This window comes from Agromyces capsici (assembly GCF_058349965.1).
In genome coordinates this window covers 1,817,754-1,843,732 of record NZ_JBYRET010000001.1, presented here as the reverse complement: position 1 = coordinate 1,843,732, position 25,979 = coordinate 1,817,754, and the positions used below count along the sequence as shown (strand labels likewise).

Annotated in this window: 23 protein-coding genes; 6 read left to right on the top strand and 17 right to left on the bottom strand. The window is 70.6% G+C overall.

The window, feature by feature from the left end; genetic code table 11:
- Nucleotides 1-100 precede the first annotated feature (100 nt).
- The 9 genes from AC3RKB_RS08735 to AC3RKB_RS08695 form a co-directional block, all read right to left on the bottom strand.
- A complete protein-coding gene (locus tag AC3RKB_RS08735) occupies nt 101-820 on the bottom strand; it encodes an L-ribulose-5-phosphate 4-epimerase (RefSeq protein WP_491435696.1) in 720 nt (239 codons plus the stop codon).
- A gap of 278 nt (nt 821-1,098) precedes the next feature.
- Nucleotides 1,099-2,151, bottom strand: a complete 1,053-nt coding sequence (locus tag AC3RKB_RS08730) for a LacI family DNA-binding transcriptional regulator (protein ID WP_491436791.1) — start codon at nt 2,149-2,151, stop codon at nt 1,099-1,101.
- A gap of 73 nt (nt 2,152-2,224) precedes the next feature.
- Nucleotides 2,225-3,613: an MFS transporter gene (locus AC3RKB_RS08725; protein WP_491435695.1), complete on the bottom strand. Its 1,389-nt coding sequence runs from the start codon at nt 3,611-3,613 to the stop codon at nt 2,225-2,227.
- A gap of 124 nt (nt 3,614-3,737) precedes the next feature.
- On the bottom strand, nt 3,738-4,568 hold the full coding sequence (locus AC3RKB_RS08720) for an aldo/keto reductase (RefSeq protein ID WP_491435694.1): 831 nt from the start codon (nt 4,566-4,568) through the stop codon (nt 3,738-3,740).
- 116 nt (nt 4,569-4,684) lie between these two features.
- A complete protein-coding gene (locus tag AC3RKB_RS08715; protein ID WP_491435693.1) occupies nt 4,685-5,632 on the bottom strand; it encodes a cyclase family protein in 948 nt (315 codons plus the stop codon).
- Complete coding sequence (locus AC3RKB_RS08710; protein WP_491435692.1) at nt 5,629-6,957, bottom strand: APC family permease; 1,329 nt, start codon at nt 6,955-6,957, stop codon at nt 5,629-5,631. The genes AC3RKB_RS08715 and AC3RKB_RS08710 overlap by 4 nt, the downstream gene beginning before the upstream one ends.
- A 78-nt stretch (nt 6,958-7,035) precedes the next feature.
- Entirely contained in the window at nt 7,036-7,830 is a 795-nt protein-coding gene (locus AC3RKB_RS08705; protein WP_491435691.1) for a slipin family protein, read from the bottom strand.
- 79 nt (nt 7,831-7,909) lie between these two features.
- Nucleotides 7,910-9,085, bottom strand: a complete 1,176-nt coding sequence (locus AC3RKB_RS08700; RefSeq protein ID WP_491435690.1) for a cystathionine gamma-synthase — start codon at nt 9,083-9,085, stop codon at nt 7,910-7,912.
- A gap of 98 nt (nt 9,086-9,183) precedes the next feature.
- Nucleotides 9,184-10,551 (bottom strand): cystathionine beta-synthase, encoded by a 1,368-nt coding sequence (locus AC3RKB_RS08695; protein ID WP_491435689.1) that lies wholly within the window; start codon nt 10,549-10,551, stop codon nt 9,184-9,186.
- A 284-nt stretch (nt 10,552-10,835) separates the two neighbouring features.
- On the opposite strand from AC3RKB_RS08695, the gene AC3RKB_RS08690 reads away from it, so the two are divergent.
- Both AC3RKB_RS08690 and AC3RKB_RS08685 read left to right on the top strand, forming a co-directional pair.
- Nucleotides 10,836-11,507, top strand: coding sequence for a thioredoxin-like domain-containing protein (locus tag AC3RKB_RS08690; protein WP_491435688.1), 672 nt, complete (start codon nt 10,836-10,838; stop codon nt 11,505-11,507).
- On the top strand, nt 11,504-12,211 hold the full coding sequence (locus AC3RKB_RS08685; RefSeq protein ID WP_491435687.1) for a DUF305 domain-containing protein: 708 nt from the start codon (nt 11,504-11,506) through the stop codon (nt 12,209-12,211). The genes AC3RKB_RS08690 and AC3RKB_RS08685 overlap by 4 nt, the downstream gene beginning before the upstream one ends.
- Nucleotides 12,212-12,260: 49 nt before the next feature.
- Here the strand turns inward: AC3RKB_RS08685 and AC3RKB_RS08680 are convergent, their stop codons facing one another.
- The 4 genes from AC3RKB_RS08680 to AC3RKB_RS08665 form a co-directional block, all read right to left on the bottom strand.
- Nucleotides 12,261-14,210, bottom strand: coding sequence for an ABC transporter ATP-binding protein (locus AC3RKB_RS08680; RefSeq protein ID WP_491436790.1), 1,950 nt, complete (start codon nt 14,208-14,210; stop codon nt 12,261-12,263).
- A 115-nt stretch (nt 14,211-14,325) separates the two neighbouring features.
- Nucleotides 14,326-15,318, bottom strand: a complete 993-nt coding sequence (locus AC3RKB_RS08675) for a carbohydrate ABC transporter permease (protein WP_491435686.1) — start codon at nt 15,316-15,318, stop codon at nt 14,326-14,328.
- Nucleotides 15,315-16,283: a carbohydrate ABC transporter permease gene (locus AC3RKB_RS08670; protein WP_491435685.1), complete on the bottom strand. Its 969-nt coding sequence runs from the start codon at nt 16,281-16,283 to the stop codon at nt 15,315-15,317. The genes AC3RKB_RS08675 and AC3RKB_RS08670 overlap by 4 nt, the downstream gene beginning before the upstream one ends.
- A gap of 111 nt (nt 16,284-16,394) precedes the next feature.
- Entirely contained in the window at nt 16,395-17,753 is a 1,359-nt protein-coding gene (locus AC3RKB_RS08665) for an ABC transporter substrate-binding protein (protein ID WP_491435684.1), read from the bottom strand.
- Nucleotides 17,754-17,948: 195 nt separating this feature from the next.
- On the opposite strand from AC3RKB_RS08665, the gene AC3RKB_RS08660 reads away from it, so the two are divergent.
- Nucleotides 17,949-18,977 carry a LacI family DNA-binding transcriptional regulator gene (locus tag AC3RKB_RS08660; protein ID WP_491435683.1) on the top strand — a complete coding sequence of 343 codons (1,029 nt, stop codon included), beginning with the start codon at nt 17,949-17,951 and terminating at the stop codon, nt 18,975-18,977.
- A gap of 146 nt (nt 18,978-19,123) precedes the next feature.
- Nucleotides 19,124-19,741, top strand: coding sequence for a peptidoglycan-binding domain-containing protein (locus tag AC3RKB_RS08655; protein ID WP_491435682.1), 618 nt, complete (start codon nt 19,124-19,126; stop codon nt 19,739-19,741).
- A 109-nt stretch (nt 19,742-19,850) separates the two neighbouring features.
- On the opposite strand, the gene rplL is transcribed toward AC3RKB_RS08655, so the two are convergent.
- Together rplL and rplJ are read right to left on the bottom strand one after the other, a co-directional pair.
- Nucleotides 19,851-20,240, bottom strand: coding sequence for a 50S ribosomal protein L7/L12 (rplL, locus tag AC3RKB_RS08650; RefSeq protein ID WP_127792363.1), 390 nt, complete (start codon nt 20,238-20,240; stop codon nt 19,851-19,853).
- Nucleotides 20,241-20,290: 50 nt separating this feature from the next.
- Entirely contained in the window at nt 20,291-20,806 is a 516-nt protein-coding gene (rplJ, locus tag AC3RKB_RS08645; protein WP_204391983.1) for a 50S ribosomal protein L10, read from the bottom strand.
- A 445-nt stretch (nt 20,807-21,251) separates the two neighbouring features.
- Here rplJ and AC3RKB_RS08640 point away from each other — a divergent pair, with 445 nt between their 5' ends.
- Together AC3RKB_RS08640 and AC3RKB_RS08635 are read left to right on the top strand one after the other, a co-directional pair.
- The gene (locus AC3RKB_RS08640) at nt 21,252-22,883 is read left to right on the top strand and encodes an MDR family MFS transporter (RefSeq protein WP_491436789.1); all 1,632 of its coding nucleotides are present in this window, start codon (nt 21,252-21,254) and stop codon (nt 22,881-22,883) included.
- A 10-nt stretch (nt 22,884-22,893) separates the two neighbouring features.
- Nucleotides 22,894-23,400: a MarR family winged helix-turn-helix transcriptional regulator gene (locus tag AC3RKB_RS08635; RefSeq protein WP_491435681.1), complete on the top strand. Its 507-nt coding sequence runs from the start codon at nt 22,894-22,896 to the stop codon at nt 23,398-23,400.
- A 20-nt stretch (nt 23,401-23,420) separates the two neighbouring features.
- Here the strand turns inward: AC3RKB_RS08635 and AC3RKB_RS08630 are convergent, their stop codons facing one another.
- On the bottom strand, nt 23,421-25,037 hold the full coding sequence (locus AC3RKB_RS08630; protein ID WP_491435680.1) for a sensor histidine kinase: 1,617 nt from the start codon (nt 25,035-25,037) through the stop codon (nt 23,421-23,423).
- A complete protein-coding gene (locus tag AC3RKB_RS08625; RefSeq protein WP_491435679.1) occupies nt 25,034-25,786 on the bottom strand; it encodes a response regulator transcription factor in 753 nt (250 codons plus the stop codon). Before AC3RKB_RS08625 ends, AC3RKB_RS08630 begins: the two co-directional genes overlap by 4 nt.
- Nucleotides 25,787-25,979: the final 193 nt, after the last annotated feature.

The window sequence follows — 25,979 nt, the reverse complement described above, 5'->3', positions numbered from 1 at the left end:
TGGTCATGGACGTCCTGGTGACGTTTCGAAAAGCCGGCCTCGTCCATGACGACCGACTTCCCTGCGGCATCCGTTCTGGAGCGCGGGTGCCGCAAGCTCTTCAGTTGTGGGCGGTACGTCGGGCGTCCGTCGCCTGTCCGTACACGTTCTGGTACCGGTCGTACAACCGGTCGATCGCCTCCTGGGGGATCGGGATCAGCTCGCCCTGGTCGCGCGCGAGGTGCACGGTGCGCGCCACGTCCTCGACCATGACCGCGGCCTTGACCGCGTCCTTGGCGTTCGCACCGATCGTGAACGGGCCGTGGTTCTGCATCAGCACGGCCCGGCTCCGGTGCCCGGTGAGCGTCTCGACGATGCCGCGGCCGATCGAGTCGTCGCCGATGATCGCGAACGGACCCACCGGGATCGGCCCGCCGAACTCGTCGGCCATCGCCGTGATGACGCACGGGATCTGCTCGCCGCGCGCCGCCCACGCCGTCGCGTAGGTCGAGTGCGTGTGCACGACGCCGCCGACCTCGGGCATGTGCCGGTACACGTAGGCGTGGGCCGCGGTGTCGGAGGACGGAGCGCGCTCGGAGCCCGGCGTGCCGGGGATGGCGTTTCCGTCGAGGTCGCAGAGGATCATGTTCTCGGGCGCCAGGTCGTCGTAGCTCACGCCCGAGGGCTTGATCACGAACAGGTCGGCGCCCGGCACCCGCCCCGAGACGTTCCCGCCGGTCCAGACGACGAGCCCGTAGCGGGTCAGCTCGCCGTGCAGCCGGGCCACGTCAGCGCGCACCCGCGCGATGGCGACCTCGATCTGCGGGCCGAAGCTGGTCACGCGGGACTCCCTCGTCGTCGGTGCGGGCCGTCATCGACGGCGGTGGATCTCGTGGCCGTGTGACTCGTGATGTGACCGTTCACATGGCGAGTCACATGTTAGCCACATCCGAACGGAGCCTGTCAACTCGTCGAAGGTCACGGAACGGTAACGTGCCGTCGGACCCCGTCATGCGCGCGGATCTCGCGCGGCGTGAGCTCGCGGACCGACCGCGGCGCGGGTTCGCAGTCCGGCGCACTCGCGCACTCGCGCACTCGCCGACCCGCGGCCGCCCCGAGCTAGAACGCCGGTGCCCCGACCGACCCGCGGATCACGAGCTCGGGCACGATCGTGCCGCGGTACTCGGGCGCGGAGGGGTCGAGGTCGCCGAGCAGGAGTGCCACGCACCGCCGACCCAGCTCGGCGAAGTCCTGCCGCACGGTCGTCAGGGGCGGCCAGAAGTGCGCCGCCTCGGGGATGTCATCGAATCCCACGACCGAGACGTCGCGCGGGATCTCGAGCCCGGCATCGCGCACGGCGTGCATGACCCCGAGCGCCATCTGGTCGTTCGAGGCGAAGATCGCGGTGAAGTCCCGCACGGTGAGCAGCTCCCGGCCGGCGTGGTAGCCGAAGTCGGCCGTCCAGTCGCCGAGGATCGGGGCGGTCGTGGGCACGTCCTGCGCGCCCATCTCGTCGAGGAACCCGCGCATCCGCGCCTCGGCCTCGATCCAGTCCCGAGGCCCGGTCAGGTGGTAGATCTGCCGGTGGCCCTGCTCGATGAGGTGCCGCGTCGCCATGCGGGCACCGGCGATCTGGTCGACCGACAGCGCGTGGTCGGGGTCTCGGCCCGTGGACTGCAGCGACACGTAGGGCACGTCGATCGAGAGCTGGGCGAGGGTGTCGAACACGCGCACCTGCGGCGCGATGACCACGAGTCCCTCGATGCCCTGCGCGGCGAGGTGCGCGAGCCCGTCGGCGATCGAGCCCGCGTCGGAGGACTCGATGTTCGCCGTGGTGACCCAGTAGCCGGCCTCGCGCGCGGCGGCCTCGATCGCGGCGATGCTCGACGCCGGACCGTAGTGCGTGCTCGAGGCCGAGAGGATGCCGATCGTGTGCGACCGGCTGGTCACGAGCGCACGGGCCGCGCGGTTGGGCTTGTACTGCAGCTCGGCCATCACGTCGAGCACGCGTTGCTTGGTCTCGGGCCGGATGCTCGGGTGCTGGTTGAGCACGCGGGAGACGGTCTGGTGCGAGACCCCCGCCAGGCGCGCGACATCGCGGATGCTGGGCGCGCGTCCTCGTGTGGACTCCTGCGTCGGCTCTGGCACGGTGACCTCGATCGATCTCGGCATGTTCACGGTCACACATGCCGCCGCGACCATTATGCACGCCCACGCGGCGAATGTGACGGTCACATTGTGACGGTCACATCCCTGAGATTGCGGGCCGGACCCGTGAGGCGATCGCCACGCCGACGAGTGCGATCGCCACGGTCACCAGGAATTCGGCCGTGAACGCTCCGGGCCCGACGACGCTCGCGACGAGCGCCGTGATGGCGAGTGCGACCGCCGCGCCGAGCGACTCGCCGATCGTCAGGGCCGCGCTGTTGAACCCCTGCGCCTCGGGCTGCGACTGCTCGAGCACCGACACCGAGAACCGCGGGTACATGAACCCCATTGCCGCACCGCAGAGCGTCCACGCGACGAACGCGACCGCCGGCGCGAGCCCGAACGCCGCGACGGCGAGCACGACGACGAGCGACATGGCGAGCAGTGCGGCGCCGATCCGGACCACGTCGGTGTTCGAGATGCGATCGCCGAGCCGGCCCTGCAGCCAGGAGGCGACGGCCCATGAGATGCCCGCGCCCGTGAGCACCGCGCCCGCGAGGCTCGGCGAGAACTCGTAGCGGTCGATCAGCAGGTAGGGCAGGTAGATCTCGGTGCCGAAGAACGCGCCGGCGACGATCGCGCGCATGAGCACGGTCGCGGGCATGCCGCGTGCGGCCCGGAGCGTGCCGGGCGGGAACAGCGGCCGCACCGCGACGATCGTGACCGCGATGGCGACGACCGCGATGACCCACCGCCACGGCTCGGGAAGCTCCTTCGCGAGGCTGACGCCCAGCGCGGCGACGGCGGCGAGCACCGACCACGCCATCCGCGACGCGCTCCACGGCACCGTCGGGTCGCCCTGCACACGGTCGAGCACGCGCAGCAGCGGCACGAGCATCATCGCGCCGGCGGGCAGCACGAGCGCGATCACGCCGAGGAACACCCAGCGCCAGTCGAACTGCTCGGCGATGAACCCGGCCACCGCGGGCCCGACGATCGACGGGATGACCCAGGCCGCCGCGAAGCCCGCGAACACGCGCGACCGCACGGACTCGGGGTAGACGCGCGCCACGATCACGTAGAGCGGCACGATCACCGCGGCGCCGCCGATGCCGTGCACGAGCCGTCCGAGGACCAGCACGGGCATGTTCGGGGCGAGGCCCGCGATCACCAGGCCGACGACGAACAGCACGCCCGCTCCGAGGAGCGGCGGCAGCGGACCCGAACGGTCGCTCCAGTTGCCGGCGACGACCATGCCCACCACGCCGGCGGCGAGGGGCACCGAGAACGCGAGCGCGTAGAGGTGCTCGCCGTCGAGGTCGGCCGCGACGAGCGGCATCACGGTGGTCACGGCGAGCACCTCGAACGCCGCGAGGAAGATCAGCGCGAACATGCCGAGCGACAGCCACCGCCACGGGCGGGCGAGCGGGCCCCCGACCGGAACCTCGACGGCGTCGGACGGTGCGGGGGTGGTGCGTTCGCTCACCCGATCGAGCCTACGATGGCCCCGCGACATCCGTCGCCGTCGATTCCGCCGCCGACCGGCCGGAATCGGACAGTGACGCGACGATCGGCGCAACGACCGAGCGATGCGGCGGGCGCCGCCGCGCCTACAGCTCCTCGTGCACGTCGGGGTCGGCGCCCCAGAGTCGCCCGCGCTCGAGCCCGGAGATCGCCTCGACCTCGGCCGGGTCGAGCTCGATGTCGAACACGTCCAGGTTCTGCCGGCGCCGCTCGGCGTCGGCGGACTTCGGGATCGGCACTGCCCCGAGCGCGAGGTGCCACGCCAGCACGACCTGCGCGGGCGACGCGCTGTGCCGCGCGGCGACCTCGCCGATCACGGGCTCGGCCAGCAGCTCGCTGCGCTTGGCGAGCGGGCTCCAGCTCTCAGTGCGGATCGCGTGCTCGGCGTGATACGCGCGCAGCTCGGCTTGGGGGAAGTACGGGTGCAGCTCGACCTGGTTGACCACGGGCATGAGCCCGGTCTCGCCGGCCAGCCGGTCGAGCATCGCGGGCGTGAAGTTCGAGACGCCGATCGAGCGCACGACGCCGCGCTCCTTCAGCTTGATCATCGAGCGCCAGCTGTCGACGTACCGATCGCGCTTCGGGTTCGGCCAGTGGATGAGGTACAGGTCGACCCAGTCGAGGTCGAGGCGCCGCCGCGACTGCTCGAAGCTCGCGAGCGTCTCCTCGGTGCCGTGGTGGCGCCCCGGCAGCTTCGTCGTGACGAAGAGGTCGCTCCGGTCGACCTCGGAGCGGCGGATCGCCTCGGCCACCACCTCCTCGTTGCCGTAGTTGTAGGCGGTGTCGATCAGGCGGTAGCCGTCGTGGATGGCGGACACGATGGCATCCACGCCGCTCTGGTCGTTCAGACCGTACGTGCCCAGTCCGATCGCAGGGATCGTGTTGCCGTCGGCGAGCGCGTACGCGTGGGCGGTCATGGGAACCATCCTCACCCGGAAACGCCCGCGCGTGCCAGCAGCGACGCGCGATCCGCAGCGGTTCGACAGGCGAACGGATGGCGCCCGCACCTGCCGCGGACCCTGGCGAGCGGCGATCACGCGCCGGAGCGACCGACCGGAAGCTCGGCGAACGCGCGCACGGGGAAGGTGCCGAACCCCTCGACCCGGGGCGGGACGGCCGTGAACCGCGCCCCGCGCGGGGGCACCCGGTCGAGCGACGTCAGGTGCTCGACGACGTGCACGCCCGCGGCGAGGAGGATCGAGTGCGCCGGGCGCTGCCCCCCGGATTCGGTGTCGTCGATGTTGAGCGAATCGATCCCGACCAGCGCGACCTTCGCATCGACGAGGTGCTGCGCACCGGCCTCGGTGAGGAAGGGCGCGCCGTGGGCGTACTCCGGCGTGCCGAAGTGACGGCTCCACCCGGTGTGCAGCAGCACGGCAGTGCCGGCGAGGTCGCGGTCGAGGAACACCTCGGCGGGGATGCCGCGGCTCGCGGCATCGGCGAGGTGGAAGACCTCGGCCGGCAGGCCCGCGAGCGTCGCGAGGTCGAGGCTCGCGAGGTCGCCGCCCTCGGCGTAGCGGTGGTAGGGGCTGTCGAGGTAGGTGCCTGTGTTGCCCGCCATCGTGATGAGGTCGATGGCGAACTCGGTGCCCGGCGCGTAGTGCTCGCGCGACGCCTCGCGCGTGAGGTGCGGCGTGATCGTCGGCGCGGGGATGCCGGGATACGTGACGAGCCCGGCGCGGATGGCATGGCTCAGGTCGACGAGCTCGCCGCGCGTCGCCGTGCCGGCGGCGGATGCCGCGGCATCGGCCCCGGCGCTGCCGACGCCGCGCGACCCCTTGTGCGCCTCCTCGACGATCTCGAGCTTCGAGAGCTCGACGCGCCCCACCATCGCGAGCCCGAGGTGACGGACGAGAAGTTCGCCGACCTGCGACTCGGTGAGGTCGGCCGACGGCAGGTCGAGGCGGAAGCCCTCGGTTCGCAGCCCACCTCCGTTCACGAAGTCGATCTCGGCGTCGAGGACGGCGCGGTACTCGGTCAACGGTGCTCCTGTCGGGTGGTGGCGGCGAGCGGTCGGCGACGCAGGCGTCGCACGACCGTGACGAGCACGGCGGCGGCCGCGAGCACGAGCGGTACGACGAGGTTCTGCCACGCGAGCGCGAGCAGTCCTGCGGTCATGATCGTCGCGACGACCGCGAGCCACCAGCCGAGGCTCCAGCGCCGCAACAGGAGCGTGGCGGCGAGCATGCCCGCGGCGTAGATCGCGACCATGTTGCTCGTGTGGATCAGGATGAACCCGGTCAGGTCGAGGTCGTTCATCAGCATGAGGCCGAAGTACACGGTGATCAGCACGCCGGTCAGCGCGAGCGCGCGGCGCGGCACCTCGCCGTCGGCCGCGCCCTTGGCGAGGAACCGCGGCAGGTCGCCGTCGCGCCCGAGCGCGGCGCCGAGCTTGCCGAACGCGGGCAGGTAGGCGTTCACCACGCCGACCGTGACGATCGCGGCGACGATCGCGACGAGCACCGATCCGATGCCCGGCGCCGTGGTCTCGACGAGGTCGAGCAGCGGCACCTGGCTGGCCCCGGCCCGCTCGCCGAGCACCGCCACCGTGACGAACTGGAGCGCGAGGTAGCCGACGCCCACGACGCCGATCGCGATGGCGGTCGCCAACGGGATGATGCGCCGCGGGTCGCGGAACTCGCCCGCGATGTGCGTGCCGACCTCCCAGCCCGCGAAGGCCCAGACGAACAGGCTCACCGCGACACCGACCCCGGCCCATCCGTTCGGCAGGAAGGGCGTGAAGTTCGCGGGGTCGGCGGCGGGGAAGGTCACGGCGACGACGCCCACGACGACCGTGAGCAGCAGGCCCGTCAGCACGAACTGCACCCAGCCCGCGACGCGCACGCCGAACCAGTTCGCGATGAACGGCGGGAGGAAGACCGCGAAGCCGATGACCGGCACCGCCGCGCGATCGACGCCGAGCACCGCGACGACGTACTCGCCGCCGAGGATCGCGACGACCGGGGCGCCCACGCAGACGCCGAAGAAGAACCAGTAGCCCGTCATGCGCGCCGCGGTCGGTCCGAGGGCGCGCCGCACGTAGCTCGCCACGCCCCCGGCGTCGGGGAAGCGCGAGGCGAGCGCGGCGAACGTGCCCGCGAGCGGGATCGACAGCAGCAGCACGGCCGCGACCGCGACGATCGACGCCGGGCCGGCCGCCTGCGCGGCGAGCCCGGGCAGCACCAGGATGCCGGTGCCGAGCACGCTGGCGATGTACAGCGCGGTGCCCTGCACGAGCCCGAGGCTGCCGTGGTGCCCGGTGGCGACGTCGACGGATGCCGCGGCATCCAGGGTTCTCGAACTCACCCGTTCATCGTGCCGGATGCCGCCGTCATCGCGCGCTGGCAGTCAAGACACCGTTGCGCGACATCCTGCCATTGTCGCTCAGTGCCCGCGGACCTGCGCGATCGCCGCCTCGCGGTCGAGGAACGACGCGAGCTCGCCGATCGAGCTCATCAGCGGCGCCGGCACCACCACGAGCGTGTTCTTGTCGACGCCGACCTCGACGAGCGTCTGAAGCGTGCGCAACTGCAGGGCGAGCGGATGCGACATCATCGTGTCGGACGCGACGCCCAGCTGCGTCGCGGCGAGCGCCTCGCCCTCGGCGGCGATGATCTTCGCCCGCTTCTCGCGCTCGGCCTCGGCCTGCTTGGCCATCGCGCGCTTCATCGAATCGGGCAGCAGGATGTCCTTCAGCTCGACGAGCGTCACCTGGACGCCCCAGTCGGCGGTCGTGACGTCGAGGATCTCGCGGATGTTGGCGTTGAGCGTCGCCGTCTCGGACAGCGCCTCGTCGAGGTGGTGCTGCCCGATCACCTTGCGGAGGGTGGTCTGGGCGATCTGGTCGATCGCCGACTTCACGTTCTCGATCGCGATCACGGACTTCACCGCGTCGACCACCCGGTAGTAGGCCACCGCCGAGACGCCGACGCTCACGTTGTCCTTCGTGATGATGCCCTGCGACTGGATCGGCAGCGTCACGATGCGCAGCGACACCTTCGTCATCACGTCGACGATCGGGATGATGAACCGGATGCCCGGCTCCCGCACGCCGTGCAGGCGTCCGAACCGCAGCACGACGCCGCGCTCGTACTGCTTGACGATCCGCACCGCCATGAAGAACAGGACGATGGCGATGACGCCGACGACGATCAGGGTGACGATGAGGGCAGTGCTCATCGGGACCACCTCCCGGGCGCCGGTGACGTGCCGCGCGCCTCACCACCATTGTCACCCCGGCCGGGGAGGACGTGGCCGACTACAGCCGCGCAAGCGCCTGGTCGATGTCGGCGAGCAGGTCGTCGACGTCCTCGATGCCGACCGAGAGGCGCACGATCGACTCGGGCACCTCCGCCTCGGTCCCCTTCACCGACGCGTGCGTCATCTCCGACGGGTAGTTCACGAGCGACTCCACGCCGCCGAGCGACTCGGCCAGCGTGAACAGCTCGGTCGACTCCGCGAAGCGCCTCGCCGCCGCTCCCCCGCCGGCCAGGTCGATCGAGACCATGCCGCCGAAGCCCGACATCTGCCGCGCCGCGAGCGCGTGGCCGGGGTGCGACTCGAGCCCGGGGTAGAGCACGCGCGCGATGCCGGAATGCTCGGAGAGGCGTTGCGCGATCGCGAGCGCGTTCCGGCTGTGCCGCTCCATCCGGATGCCGAGGGTCTTGATGCCGCGCGTCGTGAGGAACGCGTCGAACGGGCTCGAGACGGCGCCCGCCGCGAACTGCGTGAACCCGACCCGCTCGGCGAGCTCCTCCTGCCCGGCCGCGAACACGAGCGCTCCCCCGACGACGTCGGAGTGGCCGCCGAGGTACTTCGTGGTCGAGTGCACGACCACGTGCCCGCCGAGCGCGATCGGCTGCTGCAGGGCGGGCGAGGCGAAGGTGTTGTCGACCACGACGAGCACGCCGGCCTCGTCGCCGAGTTCGGCGAGGGCAGCGACATCCGAGATCTTCATCAACGGGTTGGAGGGCGTCTCGACCCACAGCACCTTCGTGGTTCCGAGCTCGATGGCCTCGCGCACGGCGTCGAGGTCGCTGGTGTCGACGGTGGTGTGGCGCACGCCCCAGTCGCCGAAGATCCGGCGGATGAGCCGGTGCGTGCCGCCGTAGACGTCGTTGCCGATGACGACGTGGTCGCCGGGCTTCAGCGCGGTGCGCAGCAGCGCATCCTCAGCGGCGAGGCCCGAGGCGAACGAGAGGCCGCGGATGCCGCCCTCGAGCGCCGCGAGCTGCGTCTCGAGCGCGGTGCGCGTCGGGTTGCCGCCGCGCGAGTACTCGTACCCGCCGCGGAGGTTGCCGATGCCGTCCTGCGCGTACGTCGACGTCACGTGGATGGGCGGGATGACGTCGCCCGTGGTCGGATCGGGGTCCTGCCCGGCGTGGACCGCGCGGGTGTCGAAGCGGGCAGTGCGCCCGTTTTCAGGAGCGTGCATCTCGATCAGCGCCTTTCCGAGGGATTGTGAAGCCTGTGGACTTGATTCTGGGCCGAGCGGATGGCTCAGCCGCTCGCTGCTCCTGAATACGGAACGCGTCAGGAGGAGAGGTAGGCGAGCAGGTCGGTGCGGGTGACCACGCCGAGCGCCTTGCCGCCGTCGGTGACGAGCATCGCCGGCTGGTCGCCGAACGCGTGCCGCGCGGTCGCGACCGGCTCGTTGACGCCGATGAGCGGCAGCGGCTCCCCGACGACGGTCGAGACCTCGTCGGTCAGCTTCGCGCGGCCCGAGAAGACCTGGTCGAGCAGCTCGTCCTCGTGCAGCGCGCCGAGCACCTCGCCGAGCACCACCGGCGGCTCGGCCGCGAGCACGACCAGCTGCGAGACCCCCGTCTCGGTCATGCGGTCGATCGCCTCGCGCACCGTGTCGCTCGGGTGCACGTAGACGAGCGGCGCCGTGCGATCGGCCTTCGCATCGAGCAGGTTGCGCACGGTGTGGCCCGCGGGCGCGTTGCCGAAGCCGTACGCGCGCAGCCACTTGTCGTTGAAGATCTTGCCGAGGTACCCGCGGCCCGAGTCGGGCAGCAGCACCACGAAGACGTCGTCGGGTCCGGCGGATGCCGCGGCCTTCAGCGCCGCGACCACGGCCATGCCGCTCGACCCGCCGACGAGGATGCCCTCCTCGCGCGCGAGCCGGCGCGTCATCGCGAACGACTCGGCATCGGAGACGGCGATGATCTCGTGCGGCACCTTGGGGTCGTACGCGCTCGGCCAGAAGTCCTCGCCCACGCCCTCGACGAAGTACGGCCGCCCGGTGCCGCCCGAGTACACCGAGCCCTCGGGGTCGGCCCCGATGATTCGCACGCGGTCGCCCGACACCTCGCGGAGGTACCGACCGGTGCCCGTGATCGTGCCGCCCGTGCCGACGCCGGCCACGAAGTGCGTGATCTTGCCGTCGGTATCGCGCCAGATCTCGGGCCCAGTGGTCTCGTAATGCGAGAGCGGCCCGTTGGGGTTGGAGTACTGGTCGGGCTTGAACGCGCCGGGGATCTCGCGCGCGAGCCGGTCGGAGACGCCGTAGTACGACTCGGGGCTGTCGGGCGCGACCGCGGTCGGCGTCACGACGACCTCGGCGCCGTACGCCTTGAGCACGTTCCGCTTGTCCTCCGACACCTTGTCGGGGCAGACGAAGACGCACTTGTACCCGCGCTGCTGCGCGACGAGCGCGAGCCCGACGCCCGTGTTGCCCGACGTGGGCTCGACGATGGTGCCGCCCGGCTTCAGCTTGCCCTCGCGCTCGGCCGCGTCGATGATGCGCGCGGCGATGCGGTCCTTCGCGGAGCCGCCGGGGTTGAAGTACTCGAGCTTCACGAGCACCGTGGCATCCGTGACCCCCTCGGTCACGCGATTCAGCTTCACGAGCGGGGTGTTCCCGACGAGGTCGGTGATGTTCTCTGCGTACTTCATGCCGGTGTGTTCATCCTCTGGTGGAGTGCGTCTGAGCGGCGCCCGGATCGGCGCGCGACGCATGGGTAGGGGTCGCCTGCCTAGTAGCGACGACAACACCGAGGCGAGAAGCTCACGCGGCCAGCCTAGGGCATGAGGGATGTCTCGTGGCAGGCTTGGTATGCGGGCGGATGGCGCGTCCGCACGCGTGCCGGCGTGCCGACACCGGGCGTCACGGCCCGGCATTCTCCCAGCCCATGCGTTCGTATACTCAGCACGACCCCCGCACGAGGAAAGGCCCCCGCGTGAGCGCGACCCCGCCCGGCAAGAAGCCCACCGTCAAGCAGCAGCGCGCCATCGAGCGCGAGCGCAAGCTCGAGGAGTTCAAGAAGCGCGAGGCGCGCATGAAGCGCAATCGCCGCATCGCGATCTGGAGCTCGGTCGCCGTGGGAGTCGCCATCGTCGCGCTCATCGTGACCTCCGTCGTGCTCGCGCCGCAGCCCGCGAACTACAGCGCCGGCGGCACCGGCGCCGAGATCGACGGCGTCGAGACGTTCGAGAACGCCTCGGAGCACGTCCAGACCGCGGTCGACTACCCGCAGACTCCGCCCGCCGGCGGCCAGCACAACCCGGCCTGGCTGAACTGCGGCGTCTACGAGGAGCCCGTGCCGAACGAGAACGCGGTGCACTCGCTGGAGCACGGCGCGGTCTGGGTCACCTACGACCCCGAGGCGCTCTCCGACGACGAGCTGTCGGCCCTGCGCGCGAAGCTGCCGAGCACCTACGTGATCCTCTCGCCCTTCGAGGGCCTTCCCTCGCCGATCGTGCTGAGCGGCTGGAACAGCCAGCTCCAGGTCGACGAGGCCGACGACCCGCGCATCGCCGAGTTCCTCGAGGAGTACTGGCTGAGCCAGGACGTGCCCGAGCCCGGCGCCTCCTGCACCGGCGCGATCGACGGCCCCGGAAAGGTGTCGTGACCGACGAGTCGAGCCTGACCACGGGCGAGCCCGAGACGGAGCGGTCGCGCGGCGGATTCGGCCGCTGGGCCGTCGTGCTCGCGGCATCCGTCGCCCTGATCGTGGTCGCCGCGATCGCCTTCTCGGTCGGGCGCCTCTCGGCGCTCGGCGACCCGACCCCGTCGAACACGAGCGCCGAGGCCGGGTTCGCCCGCGACATGCAGGTGCACCACCAGCAGGGCGTCGAGCTCGCGATGATCGTGCGCGACGCGACCGACGACGAGGCCACGCGCCTGCTGGCGTACGACATCGCCACGACCCAGTCGCAGCAGGCCGGCCAAATGTACGGCTGGCTCGCCGAATGGGGCCTGCCCCAGTTCGGCTCCGACCCGTCGATGACGTGGATGTCGCTGCCCGCCGACGACGGTGCCACGCACGACGCGCACGGCTCGGGCGACGGCGCGTCGACGCATGAACCCGGCGGGCCCATGCCGGGGCTGGCGACGCCGGAGCAGGTCGAGGAGCTGACGTCGCTCGAGGGCGTCGAGGCCGAGCGGATGTTCCTCGAGCTCATGATCGCGCACCACCGGGGGGCCGTCGAGATGGCCGAGGCCGCGCTCGCACGCTCCGACTACCCGGTCGTCGTCTCGCTCGCCGAGTCGATCGTCGCGAGCCAGCAGTCCGAGGTCGCGCTCATGGAGGACATGCTCGCCGAGCGCTCCTGACCGCGGTCGCGTTGTTCGGCCGCGCGGCGTGCTCGGCCGAGGCGTGCCGCTACGGGCGGCTCGCGGGCACCTCGGGGCGCTCGGCCTGCTGCCGGTAGAGCGAGGCGTAGACGCCGCCCGACTCGATGAGCTCGGCGTGCGTGCCGCGCTCGGCGATGCGGCCCGCGACGATCACGAAGATCACGTCGGCGGCGACCACGGTCGAGAGCCGGTGCGCGATCGCGATGGTCGTGCGCCCGCGCGACGCGTCGTCGAGCGCGGCCTGCACGACGCGCTCGCTGATCGTGTCGAGCGCGCTCGTCGCCTCGTCGAGCACGAGCACCGCCGGATCCTTCAGCAGCACGCGCGCGATCGCGATGCGCTGCTTCTCGCCGCCGGACAGCCGGTAGCCGCGCTCGCCCACGACGGTCTCGTAGCCCTCGGGGAACGACGCGATGGTCTCGTGGATGTTCGCGGCCCGCGCGGCGGCCTCGAGCTCCGCGTCGGTGGCGTCGGGCCTGGCGTACCTGAGGTTCTCGGCGATGGTCGCGTGGAACAGGTAGGTCTCCTGGCTCACGATGCCGATGTGCGACACGAGCGATTCCTGTGCGAGGTCGCGCACGTCGACGCCCGCGAAGCGCACTGCACCGCTCGAGGCCTCGTACAGGCGCGGCACGAGGTACGACACGGTCGTCTTGCCGGCGCCGCTCGGCCCCACGAACGCCGCGAACTGCCCCGGCTCGATCGTGAACGACACGTCGTCGAGCGTGGGGCGCTGCTCGTCGTCGGCGTCGGGGTACCGGAACGAGACGTGCTCGAACTCGACCCGGCCGAGGAGCGGCTCGCCCGCGGCATCCGTGCCCGTCGGCACCTCACGCGCATCGGGGCGGTCGCTGATCGCGGGCGTGAGGTCGAGGTACTCGAAGATGCGCGCGAACAGCGCGCTCGAGGTCTGCAGGTCGAGCGCGACCCGCATGAGACCCATGAGGGGGAACAGCAGTCGTGCCTGCACCGTGGTGAACGCCACGATCGTGCCCGCCGTGATGTCGGCCTCGCCGCCGGTGATGAGCCAGCCCGACACGAGGTAGACGATCGCCGGGATCGACGACATGAAGATCGAGACCATGGCGAAGAACCACTGGCCCGACATCTGCTGGCGCACCTGCAGATGGATCTGGTTGCGGTTCTCGTCGGCGTAGCGGTCGATCTCGCTCTTCTGCCGCGTGAAGCTCTTCGACAGCAGGATGCCGCTGACCGACAGCGTCTCCTGCGTGATGGCCGTCATCTCGGACAGCGACTCCTGCGTCTTCGCCGCGATGCGGGCGCGCACCTGGCCGACCCGCCGCTGCGCGATCACCATGAACGGCATGAGCACGAGCGCGATGAGCGTCAGCTGCCAGTTGAGCAGCAGCATCGCGACGAACGCCGAGATCACCGTGACCGTGTTGCCGAGCACGCTCGAGACGGTGTTGGTGAGCACGGATGCGACGCCGCCGACGTCGTTCTGCAGACGCGACTGGATGATGCCCGTCTTCGTACGCGTGAAGAAGCTCAGCTCCATCGACTGCAGATGGCTGAAGAGCCGCACCCGCATCGCGCCCATGACCTTGTTGCCGATCGTCGCGGTGAGGAAGGTCTGCCACACGCCGAGCAGCGCCGAGACCACGAACACCGCGATCATGGCCGCGACGATCCAGCCGAGCACGGTGAGGTTCGGATCGCCGATGCCGCCCGAGGCGTCGGTCGGGAACAGGGCGTCGTCGAACGCGCGCTGCGTGAGCAGCGGCGGGATGACGCTGAGCGCGGCCCCGATGAGGACGAGGACCACGACCACCGTGAGGGCGGCACGATGCGGCCGGAACAGCTCGGCGATGCGCTGCAGGAGGTGCGGGATCTTCGGTGCGGCCGCGTTCTCGGCGCGTTGCGCGTCTTCGTCGGCGCTCGAGATGCGGCGCCCCATCCCTCCGCCGCGACCGGCGGGCGGTCGTGCGCCGGGCGGACCCATGCCGCCGCCGTGCATGCTCATGCATTCACCCTAAGCGGCACCCCCGGCACCCGGGGCGGCGACGAGAGAGGCGGATGCCGCGGCATCCGCCTCCCTCGTGACCGGCGGATGCCGCGGCATCCGCTCGCGATCAGCCCTTCGTGGCGCCCGCCAGCAGGCCGCGCACGAAGTAGCGCTGCAGGCTGAAGAACACGATCAGCGGGATCACGATCGAGATGAACGCCGAGGCCGTGAGCAGCTGCCAGTCCTGGCCTCTCGTTCCGACCAACTCCGCCAATCGTTGCGTCAGTGGTGCGACGTCCTGTGTGCCGCCCGAGAAGATCAGGGCGACGAGCAGGTCGTTCCACACCCAGATGAACTGGAAGATCGCGAACGACGCGAGCGCGGGGGTGGCCAGCGGCAGCACGATCCGGCCGAAGATCTGGCCGTGGGTCGCGCCGTCGACGCGTGCCGCCTCGATCACGTCGGTCGGGATCTCCGAGATGAAGTTGTGCAGCAGGAAGATCGCGAGCGGGAGGCCGAACATCGCGTGCGCGAGCCACACCGGCGCGTAGTTCTGCTCGGGGATGATCGGGACCACGTCGTGCAGCCACGCCTGCATCGGCCGCAGCCAGGTCGAGAAGATCTGGAGCAGCGGCACGAGGGCCATCTGCAGCGGAACGATCTGCAGCGCGAACACGAAGATGAACAGCCAGTTCACCCACTTGAACTTGATCCAGGCGAACGCATACGCCGCCATCGACGCGAACACCAGCGTGATCAGGGTGCCGAGCAGTGCGATCGCGATCGAGTTCACGATGTACGCGCCGAGCTGCGGCGACGACGACGAGGTCGAGAACAGCACGGACGAGTAGTTCTCGAGCGTGAGCCCGGGATTCTGGAAGTAGGTCCACCACCCGGTCGTGCGGATGAGCTCGGCCGGACGGAACGACGAGAGGAACAGGCCGAACGTCGGGATCGTCCAGAGGACCGCGATGATCAGCGACACGATCGTCGCCGTGCGCGACGTGAGCCGCTGCTTGACGCGCGCGGCCTTGGGGCGGGCGTACTCGGCCTGCTCTGCGGCTTCGAGGGACCCTTGGTCCTTGCCGACCGGGAGGTCGGCCGGGGCGACGCTGCTCATCGGATCTCCCTCTGCTTGCGGAGGACGTTGACGTTGTAGACGACGATCGGCAGCACGAGCAGGAAGAGGATGAGCGCGAGCGCCGACCCTCGCCCGATCTCGCTCGCCCGGAATGCCTGGGTGTACATCTCGTTCGCGATGACGCTGGTGTTGAAGTTTCCGGCGGTCATGGTCCGGACGATGTCGAAGACCTTGAGTGTCGCGATCGAGATCGTCGTCAGGACCACCACGAGCGATCCGCGGATGCCGGGCACCGTCACGTTGATGAACCGCTGCCAGGCGTTGGTGCCGTCGAGCTGGGCCGCCTCGATCTGCTCGGTCGGGACGCCCTTGATCGCCGCGCTCAACAGGACCATGGCGAATCCGGTCTGGATCCAGATCATCACGATGATGAGGAGGAAGGTGTTGAGCGGATCGGTCTGGAGCCACTGGACGGGCTCGCCGCCGAAGGCGACGACGATCGCGTTCAGGAGGCCGATCTGCTCGCGATCGCCCGACCGGTACTCGTAGACGAAGCGCCAGATCACGCCCGCGCCGACGAACGAGATCGCGATCGGCATGAAGAGCACGACCTTGTAGTACTTCTCCCCGCGTGAGCGGTCGATGAAGACCGCGTACGCCAGGCCGATGATGGTCGCGAACGCCGGCACGATCGCCACCCAGATGATGGTGTTGACGAGCGTGCGGATGGCGGCCGGCTGCGTGAACGTCCAGATGAAGTTGTCCATCGTCCAGTCGCCGCTCGAGTCCTGGAACGCGAGGATGCTCGTGCGGATCGCCGGATAGACGAGCCCCACGAACACGAACAGCATCGCGGGTGCGAGGAAGCCCGCGAGCTGCCAGTAATCTCGGCCCTTCTTCGGGGCCCTGTCGATGAAGAAGATGAGCAGGCCGACGACCGCCGCAAGGATCGCGAGCCCCATCACCACCTGCAGGATCTTGCCGAGCAGATCGGCCGTGGTCATCGTGCCTCCCGGGTTCGTCGTTGAAGCTGGGGTGCCGAGGGGCGGGGTGTCGAACCCCGCCCCTCGATCATGCCGTGCCGCGGGCCGTGAGTGCCAGCGGCGCGCGGACGGCTAGCTGGAGGGCCAGCTCGCCTCGATGGCGTCGAGCGTCTCCTCGGTGCTCTGACCGCCGACCCACGCCACGATTCCCTTCCAGAAGGAGTCGGCGCCGACGGCACCGGGCATCAGGTCGGACCCGTCGAACCGGAACGTCGTCTCGGGATCCTGGAGGATCTCGATCGACTGCACGAGCAGCTCACTCGACGCGTTCTCGGGGTCGACGCCTCTGTTCGCGCTGATGACGCCGCCCAGGCTCACCCGGTTGTTGGCCCAGGTGTCGCTCGACAGGTAGGCGCGGAACGCCTCGACCTCCTCGGCCTCGCGGAAGGCCACGACGATCTCGCCGCCGCCGGTCACCGACAGCGGGTCGTCGGCGCTGGCCGGCGGGAGCAGGAAGCCGAAGACCGTGCCGTCGGAGGCCACGGTGTTCTCGTCGCCGCCCTCGGGGTTCCAGAAGGTCTCGTAGAACGAGGCCTGGTGGTGCAGCGAGCACTCGCCCTCGAGGATCGGCAGGCCGGCGGTCTGGAACGCCTCGGTCACCAGCGTCGACACGTCGCCGATGCCGCCGTTGACCATCTCCTCGCTCTTGAGGTACTCGCCCACGGCGTCGAACGCCTCGGCGACCTGCGGGTCGTTGAACGGGATCTCGTGGGTCACCCACTGGTCGTAGACGTCTGCGCCGTGCAGGCGGAGCATGTAGTCCTCGACCCAGTCGGTGCCGGGCCAGCCGGTGGCGTCACCGGACTCGAGGCCGACGCACCACGGCTTGTGGTCGCCCTCGGCCGCGATCGTGTCGGAGAGCTCCTTGAGCTCGTCGAGGGTCGCCGGGATCTCGTACCCCTTCTCCTCGAACTCGGCCGGCGAGTACCAGACGTAGCCCTTGATGCTCGCCATGAGCGGGGCGCCGTAGAACGTGCCCTCGTAGGAGCCGTACTTCTTCCAGTCCTCGGACCAGAACTCGTCGGCGTTCGCCTCGACCGCCTCGGAGGCCGGGATGAGCCAGCCGCCGGCGGCGAGGCGGTTCATCAGGCCGGGCTGCGGAACGAAGGCGACGTCGGTCGCGTTGCCGCCCTCGGCGAGCACCGCGATCTGGGCCTCGAACTCGCTCGAGCCCTGGTACTCGACCGAGATGCCGGTGCAGGTCTCGAAGTCGGCCCAGGACTCGTTCAGCCGGTCGGCCTCGATGTCGAGGATGGTGCTGGATGCCGTGACCTCGGCACCGTCGAACGTGCCGTACTCCTCGTAGTCGCTGCAGTCGACGTCGGCCGCATCCTCCTGTGCGATGTCGCCGGTGCACGCGGTGAGCGTCAAGCCGACCGCGGCGGCCGCCACGACGGGGACCGTCCAACGGCGGTGCCGTGTGAGTCTCATGTCTTCTCCTCATTGAGTGCGGTGCAGGGCGGAGCCGGGAACCGGTTCCAGCGTCCACGGTAAGGGACGATCCGGGGACGGGCAAGGGTTCGAAGGGTCACGATCGAGTGACGAGCCGGAAACCGGGAACCGGTTCCATACGGGGACGGATCGGGCGTACACTCCGATGCGCAGGGCCCGACGGAGGGAGGAGGGATGTCCGCGATCTCGGACGTGGCACGCCTCGCCGGGGTCTCCAAGTCGACGGCGTCGCGCGCGCTCACCGGGCGCGGCTACGTCTCGGAGCAGACTCGTCGCCGCGTCTCGGATGCCGCGGCCCAGATCGGCTACATCGCCTCGCCGAACGCCGCGAGCCTGGTGACCGGCCGGACGAAGAACGTGGGGATCGTGATCCCGTTCGTCAACCGCTGGTTCTTCGGCGAGGTGCTCGAGGGCGCCGAGCGCGCGCTGCTCGCCGCCGGCTACGACCTGACGCTGTACAACCTCGCCCTCGAAGGCCCGGCCCGCGATCGCGTGTTCGACTTCTTCCTGGCGCGCAAGCGCGTCGACGCGGTCATCGCCGTCGGCGTCGACCTCACCGAGCGCGAGGTCGACGTGATCGAGCGTCGCGGCAAACCGATCTACGCCCTGGGCGGCATCGCGCCCGGAGCGCCACGCCTCACGGTCGACGACCGCGCCGCCGCGACGCTCGCGACCGAGCACCTCATCACCCTCGGCCACACGCGCATCGCCCACATCGCCGGCGCCGCCCCCGGCTCGGCGGCGCACAGCGTGCAGCGACTCCGGACGGCGGGGTTCGACGACGCGATGGACGCCGCCGGCCTGCAGCCGGTCGGGGTCGACGGCGGGATCGTCGAGGCCGAGATGACCCTGCCCGGCGGGTACACGGCGGGACTGCAGATGCTCGGGCATCCGACCGCGCGCCCCACCGCGATCTTCGCGGCCTCCGACGAGATCGCGTTCGGCGTCATGCGCGCCGCCGAGCGGCTCGGCATCGCCGTGCCGACGGCGCTCTCGGTCATCGGCTTCGACGGGCACGAGTACGCCGAGTTGTTCGGGCTCACGACCATCGAGCAGTACCCCGTGGACCAGGGCCGGATCGTGGCCGAGGCGGTCCTGTACGAGCTCGGCGAGGAGGTGGGCGACGAGGCGGCCGCGGGGTTCGACCGGCCGCTCGCGACACGCCTCGTCGTGCGCAGCAGCACGACGGCGCCGCCGCGCTGACGCACGGCGCGACATCCGCGCATCGCCCTGGAAGTCTCAGGGACAGCCCGGTGGCATCCCCACGACGGGCGTCGTAGCGTCCGCAGCGGGCGACGTGCCGCGCCGATCGGACCGCACCTCGCCCGGCACCGACGAAGGAGGGCACCATGACCACCGAAACCGCCGCCACGAGTGCGGCGATCACCCCCGCCGACGGCATCACGCTGCAGCGGATCTCCCGCGCGGGCGGCTACCGAGGTCCGAACGACGGCGTTCCCGGGCCGAACACCTGGAAGGGCCTCCAGCAGACCGTGAAGGGCTACGGCTACGCCGGACATCTCGACGGCGATCCGGGCCCGGCCACCTGGGACGCCCTGCAGCGGCTGGCCGCCAAGGGCGGATACACGGGCCCGAACGACGGCGTGATGGGACCGGCGTCGTGGAAGGGCGTCCAGACCGTGCTCGCGGGCTTCGGCTATGCGGGGCCCGTCGACGGCATCCCGGGACCGGCGACCAACGCGGCGCTCCAGGTCCTCGGCCGCATCGGCGGCTACTTCGGCCCCTACGACGGCGTCCTCGGGCCGAACTCGTGGAAGGGCGTGCAGACCGTGCTCACGGGCGTCGGCTACACCGGCCCGATCGACGGCGTTCCCGGGCCGAACACCTGGAAGGGACTGCAGCGGATCGCGCAGCGAGGCGGGTACACGGGGCCCATCGACGGCGTCCCCGGCCCGAACACGTACGCCGGGCTCGCGAAGCTCCTCGTGCGGAGCGAGCACGACTGAGCAGGACGAACGACGGATGCCCCGTGCCGAGCGAATCGGCACGGGGCATCCGTGTGTTCAGGTGACGCAGGTCACCTCAAACGGGAAGCGCTCGAGCGAGCGCAACCACTTACTTGAGGGTGACGGTCGCGCCGGCCTCCTCGAGGGCGGCCTTCGCCTTGTCGGCGGTCTCCTTGTTCGCGCCCTCGAGCACGGCCTTGGGAGCACCGTCGACGACGGCCTTCGCCTCGCCGAGGCCGAGCGAGGTGAGCTCGCGGACGACCTTGATGACCTGGATCTTCTTGTCGCCGGCAGCCTCGAGGACGACGTCGAAGGAGTCCTTCTCCTCGACCTCTTCGGCAGCGGCGCCGCCGCCTGCGGCAGCGGGGCCGGCAACGGCGACGGGAGCGGCCGCGGTGACCTCGAAGGTCTCCTCGAACGCCTTGACGAACTCCGAGAGCTCGATGAGGGTCAGGCCCTTGAACTGCTCGAGCAGCTCCTCAGTGGACAGCTTCGCCATGATTCTTCTCCTTAGATTCTCTGGTAACTCACCGCTTGAGAGGCTCGCGCCTACGCAGCGGACTCCTGCTTCTCACGCAGCGCGTCGACCGTGCGAACGGCCTTCGAGAGCGGTGCGTTGAACAGATATGCGGCTCCGAACAGCGAGGCCTTGAAGGCACCGGCGAGCTTCGCCAGGAGCACTTCGCGGGACTCGAGGTCGGCGAGCTTGCCTACCTCTTCGGCGGTCAGGGGCTTGCCATCGAAATAGCCGCCCTTGACCACGAGGAGGGGGTTCGCCTTGGCGAAGTCACGCAGCGACTTCGCGACGGCGACCGGGTCGCCGTGCACGAACGCGATCGCCGACGGGCCCTTGAGCTCGTCGTCGAACGAGGAGATCCCGGCGTTGTTGGCCGCGATCTTCGTCAGCGTGTTCTTCACCACGGCGTAGCTCGCGTCCCCACTGATGGACTTGCGGAGCTCCTTGAGCTTCGCAACAGTGAGGCCGCGGTATTCGGTCAGCAGAACGGCGGTCGAGCTCTCGAACAGGTTCGTGAGTTCGGCAACCGAGGCTTCCTTGTTCGCCATGGCCACTCCTTGTGAATTCAACGTGCATCGCGGAGGCGGTGCACGGCCTGGGAGCGCTGGAAACTCGTGAGCGTCGAGCGAAATGAAAAGAGCTCCGGCGCAGTTGCGCGGAGCTCGGCCCGGATCGCCCGGGAAGTCTTCGTCACACCTGCGCGGGCACTTGCGTTCGCAAGACTTCGGTCGCGAACCTTTCGGCGCACGACAACCAGCGGTCTTCGGCTCCGTCAAGGGTAACGGATGGCGCGACCGCCGCCAAATCGGCGCACACGACGCCTTGCGCGCCCGGGTCGACCCGTGACATCCGGCCGACTGGGAATAGTTGACCATTGTCCATCAGTTACGTATGGTTGACCGCAGTCAACGATTCTGGAGTTCCATGGCCACCACCGCGCGCACCCGCGCCCCGAAGCCGCCGGCCGAGCCCGCCGCGCTCTCCGACAACGGCATGACGCACCGCGAGGTGCTCACCGCGCTGTCGGGCCTGCTGCTCGGCATGTTCGTGTCGATGCTCGCCTCGACCGTCGTCGGCACCTCGCTGCCGCTCATCATCTCCGACCTCGAGGGCGACCAGTCCGCCTTCACGTGGGTCGTGACCGCGACCCTGCTCGCCACCACGGTCTCGACGCCAATCTGGGGCAAGCTCGCCGACCTCTTCGACCGCAAGCTCCTGCTGCAGCTCGCGCTCGTGATCTTCGTCGTCGCGTCGGCCGTCGCCGGGTTCTCGCAGGACACCGGCACGCTCATCACCATGCGCGTCTTCCAGGGCCTCGGCGCCGGCGGCCTCGCCGCGCTCAGCCAGATCGTGATGGCCGACATCATCAGCCCGCGCGAGCGTGGCCGATACGCGGGCCTCTTCGGCGCCGTCATGGCCGTCGCCACCGTCGGCGGCCCGCTGCTCGGCGGCGTCATCACCGACGGCCTCGGCTGGCGCTGGAACTTCTTCGTGGGCCTGCCGATCGCGATCGTCGCGCTGGTGCTGCTGCAGCGCACGCTGCACCTGCCCAAGCGACCGAAGACCAAGGTGTCGATCGACTACGCCGGCATCGTGCTCATCTCGGCGGGCGTCTCGCTGCTGCTGCTCTGGGTCACCTTCGCCGGTTCCGACTTCGAGTGGATCTCGGTCCCGAGCCTGCTCATGGTCGGCGGCGCGGTGCTGCTCCTCGCGATCGCGATCGTCGTCGAGCTCCGCGTTCCGGAGCCCGTGATCCCGCTCGGTCTCTTCCGGAACCGCACGTTCACCCTCTCGGTCATCGCGTCGATCTCGGTCGGCGTCGCGATGTTCGGCACGGCGGTCTTCCTCAGCCAGTACATGCAGCTCGCGCGCGGCGCCACGCCGACCGAGTCGGGGCTGCTGACGATCCCGATGATGGCGGGCGTGCTCGTCTCCTCGACCGTGATCGGGGCGCTGGTCAGCCGCCGCGGCAGGTGGAAGGGCTTCATGGTCACGGGCGCCGTGCTCATGATCGCCGGCAGCATCCTGCTCGCGCAGCTCCACTACGACACGCCGTTCTGGTACGTCGGCATCTCGATGTTCGTGCTCGGCGCCGGCGTCGGCATGCTCATGCAGAACCTCGTGCTCGTCGTGCAGAACACGACCGAGGTGAGGAACCTCGGTGTCGCCACGAGCGCCGTCACGTTCTTCCGCAGCCTCGGCGGCACCGTCGGCGTCGCGGTCATGGGCTCGATCCTCGGCACCGTCGTGGCCGACGGCATCACCGACGGCATCGCCGGCCTGCCGCCCGAGCAGCAGCTCGAGGCCGCCCAGACCCTGGGCGCCGGCACCATCCCGCAGATCAGCCAGCTTCCCGAGTTCCTGCGTGTCGTCGTCGAGTCGGCCTACGGCACCGGCGTCGGCACGGTGTTCCTGGCGGCCGTGCCGCTGGCGATCGTCACGCTCGTCGCGGTCGCGTTCCTGCCTGACATCAGCCTGGGCACGCAGAACGCGATCCAGCGGGCGAGGACCGAGGAGGACGCGGAGGATGCCGCGATCGACACTGCCGCGGCATCCGTCGCCCTCGCACCCGTGGGCCTCGCGCACGACGTGGCAGAGCGGGGCGACCGCTCCCCCGCGCAATAGGATCGGCCGCATGACCGCCACCGCCGCATCCGCGCCCCGCGCGGCCCGCGACGACCAGATCGCCGCGGTCGAGGAGCAGCTCCGGTCGCTCTTCGTCCGCGTGCGGGCCGTCTGGAAGGAGGCCGCCGCCGCGGTCCACCCCGAGTTGCAGCCGGTCGGGTACAAGATCCTCTCGGCCGTCGTGCGCCGGGGGCCCATGCACGCCGGCGCCATCGCGGAAGCCCTCGAGATCGACAAGAGCGTCGTGAGCCGCCAGCTCAAGCACCTCGAGTCGCTCGGCCTCGCGACCAGCCAGCCCGACCCGAACGACGGACGGGCGCGGATCATCGAGCCGACGCCGGTCGCGATCGAGCGCGTCGGGCGCCGGAGTTCGCGGATGCAGCAGCAGCTCTACTCGCAGTTGCGCACCTGGCCGGCCGGCGACGTCGACGAGCTCGCACGGCTGCTCAGCCGCCTGACCACCGGCGTCCTCGCGCCGGAGCGCCCGGACGAGGTTCCCGGAACGCCCGAGGCGTAGCCGGCGCGCCCGACCGTCGCTCAGGCGGGCAGGTCGACCGTGAACTCGGTTCGGCCGGGGTCGCTCTCGACCGAGACCGTGCCGCCGTGCGCCTCGACCACCGCGCGCACGATCGCGAGGCCGAGGCCCGTGCTCCCGGCTCGGCGCGAGCGCGACGCGTCGCCCCGGGCGAACCGCTCGAACAACGTCGCGCGGACCTCGGGATCGATGCCCGGTCCGTCGTCGGTGACCGTGACGCGGGTGCGCGGCCCCGTGCCATCCGTCGCCGGCACCTGCCGGAGGCGCACGATCACCTTCGTGCCCTCGGGCGTGTGCACGCGTGCGTTGGCGAGCAGGTTCGTGAGCACCTGCCGAAGCCGCGACTCGTCGCCGGGGACCGTCACCGCCTCGTCGGGCACCGCCACCCGCCAGTCGTGATCGGGTCCCGCGACCTGGGCGTCGCCGACGGCATCGACGACGACCTGCCGCAGGTCGACCGGGTCGCGCCGCAGCTCGCGCCCCTCGTCGAGCCGTGCGAGCAGCAGCAGGTCCTCGACGAGCTCGGTCATCCGCAGCGACTCCGACTCGATGCGGCCGAGCGCGTGGACCACGTCGGGCGGCAGCTCGCCGCCGTGCAGGCGGGTCAGCTCGGCGTAGCCGCGGATCGAGGCGAGGGGCGTGCGCAGCTCGTGGCTCGCGTCGGCGACGAAACGGCGCACCTTGCGCTCCGACAGCTCGCGCGCCGACAGCGACGACGAGACGTGTCCGAGCATGCGGTTGAACGCGGTCGCGAGCCGGCCCACCTCGGTGCGCTCGTCGTCGACGGGCACCTCGTCGGGCAGCTCGACGTCGCCGCGCGCGAGCGGCAGCTCGGAGACCAGCGTCGCCGTCTCGGTCACCTGGTCGAGCGGCTGCAGCGCACGGCGCACGGTCACCGCGCCGAGCGCGAGCGCGCCCGCGAGCCCCGCGAGCGCCACGACCGCGACGGTGATCGCGAGCTGCGTGGTCGTCGCGTTGACGTCGGCGAGCGGGAAGGCGACGACGAACGAGTAGCCCCCGTTCGTGGGCGCCGCGATCGCCCGGTACTCCCCCAGGTCGTCGAGCTCGACCGTGACCGGCTGGCGGTCGGTCGGGATGGACGCGATCGTCTGGCCCGCCTCCTCGGAGAGGTCGTCGATGTCGCCCTCGCGGTCGATCGTGCCCGAGTACATGACCGCGCGGTCGGTGACGAGCGCGGCGATCGCACCGAGCGGCTGGCCCGGCAGGCGCAGCAGCACGTCGGCGCCCTCGGGCGGGATCGGCAGCGGTCCGCCCGGGTCGTCGAGGGCGCGGCCGGCACGGTCGATCGCCTGCTCGAGCTGCGCGTCAAGGCGCGCGACGAGCTGATTGTGCAGCACGGCCACGCTCACGACGCCGACCACGGCACTGACCAGCACCACGAGCGACGCGATGAGGATCAGCAGGCGGCGGCGCAGCGTCTTCGGCGCGCGACGGCGCGGCGCGGCATCCGTCGACGAGGCGGCAGCGGATGGCGCGGCGGCAGCCGTCGTGGTGTCGGACGCGCCGTCGGACGCGCCCTCGGGGGCGTCGCTCGACCGCGCGTGGGCCACGGCCTGCCGTGCGGCGGCCGCGTGGCCGGGATCGCCGGGGCGTGTCATCCGGCCGCTTTCAGCATGTAGCCCGCCCCGCGCACCGTGTGGATCATGGGCGTGCGGCCCGCGTCGATCTTCTTGCGGAGGTAGGAGATGTAGAGCTCGACGACGGATTCCTTGCCGCCGAAGTCGTAGTTCCAGACGCGGTCGAGGATCTGCGCCTTCGACAGCACACGGCGCGGATTGCGCATGAGGAAGCGGAGCAGCTCGAACTCGGTCGCGGTCAGCTCGATGGGCGTGCCGTCGCGCTCGACCTCGTAGGAGTCCTCGTCGAGGCTCAGGTCGCCGACGCGCAGCACCGGGTCCTTCGCCTGCGCGAGCGTGAGCGTCGACCGGCGGATGAGCCCGCGGAGGCGCGCGACCACCTCCTCGAGGCTGAACGGCTTCGTGACGTAGTCGTCGCCGCCGGCGGTGAGCCCGGCGATGCGGTCGTCGAGCGAGTCCTTCGCCGTGAGGAACAGCACCGGCGTCTCGGTGCCGTCGGCGCGCACGCGCTGCAGCACCTCGAGGCCGTCGATGTCGGGCAGCATGATGTCGAGCACGATCGCGTCGGGCCGGAACTCCCGGGCAGCCCTCACCGCGCCGAAGCCGTCGGACGCGGTCCGCACCTCCCAGCCCTCGTAGCGCAGCGCCATCTTCAGGAGGTCGGTCAGCGAGTTCTCGTCGTCGACGACCAGCACGCGCACGGCCGTGCCGTCGGCCTTGGCGATCTGCGGCCGCTGCGCGGCGCCGGGTGCGGTGGTCGGATGGCTCATGTGATCGAGTATGCGGTTCGGCCTGTGGGTTTCCTATGGGCAGGGCGGATGCCGCCTGTGATCCCGCAATGAGCCCGACCGGCCCGCTCGGCGGCCGGCTCATACCGCAGGCATAGGCATGGCATCGGGCGACCACAGCCCCCGTGCCTAGCGTCACGGATCGAGCCCATCGACCGGTGGGCGCCCCGAGACC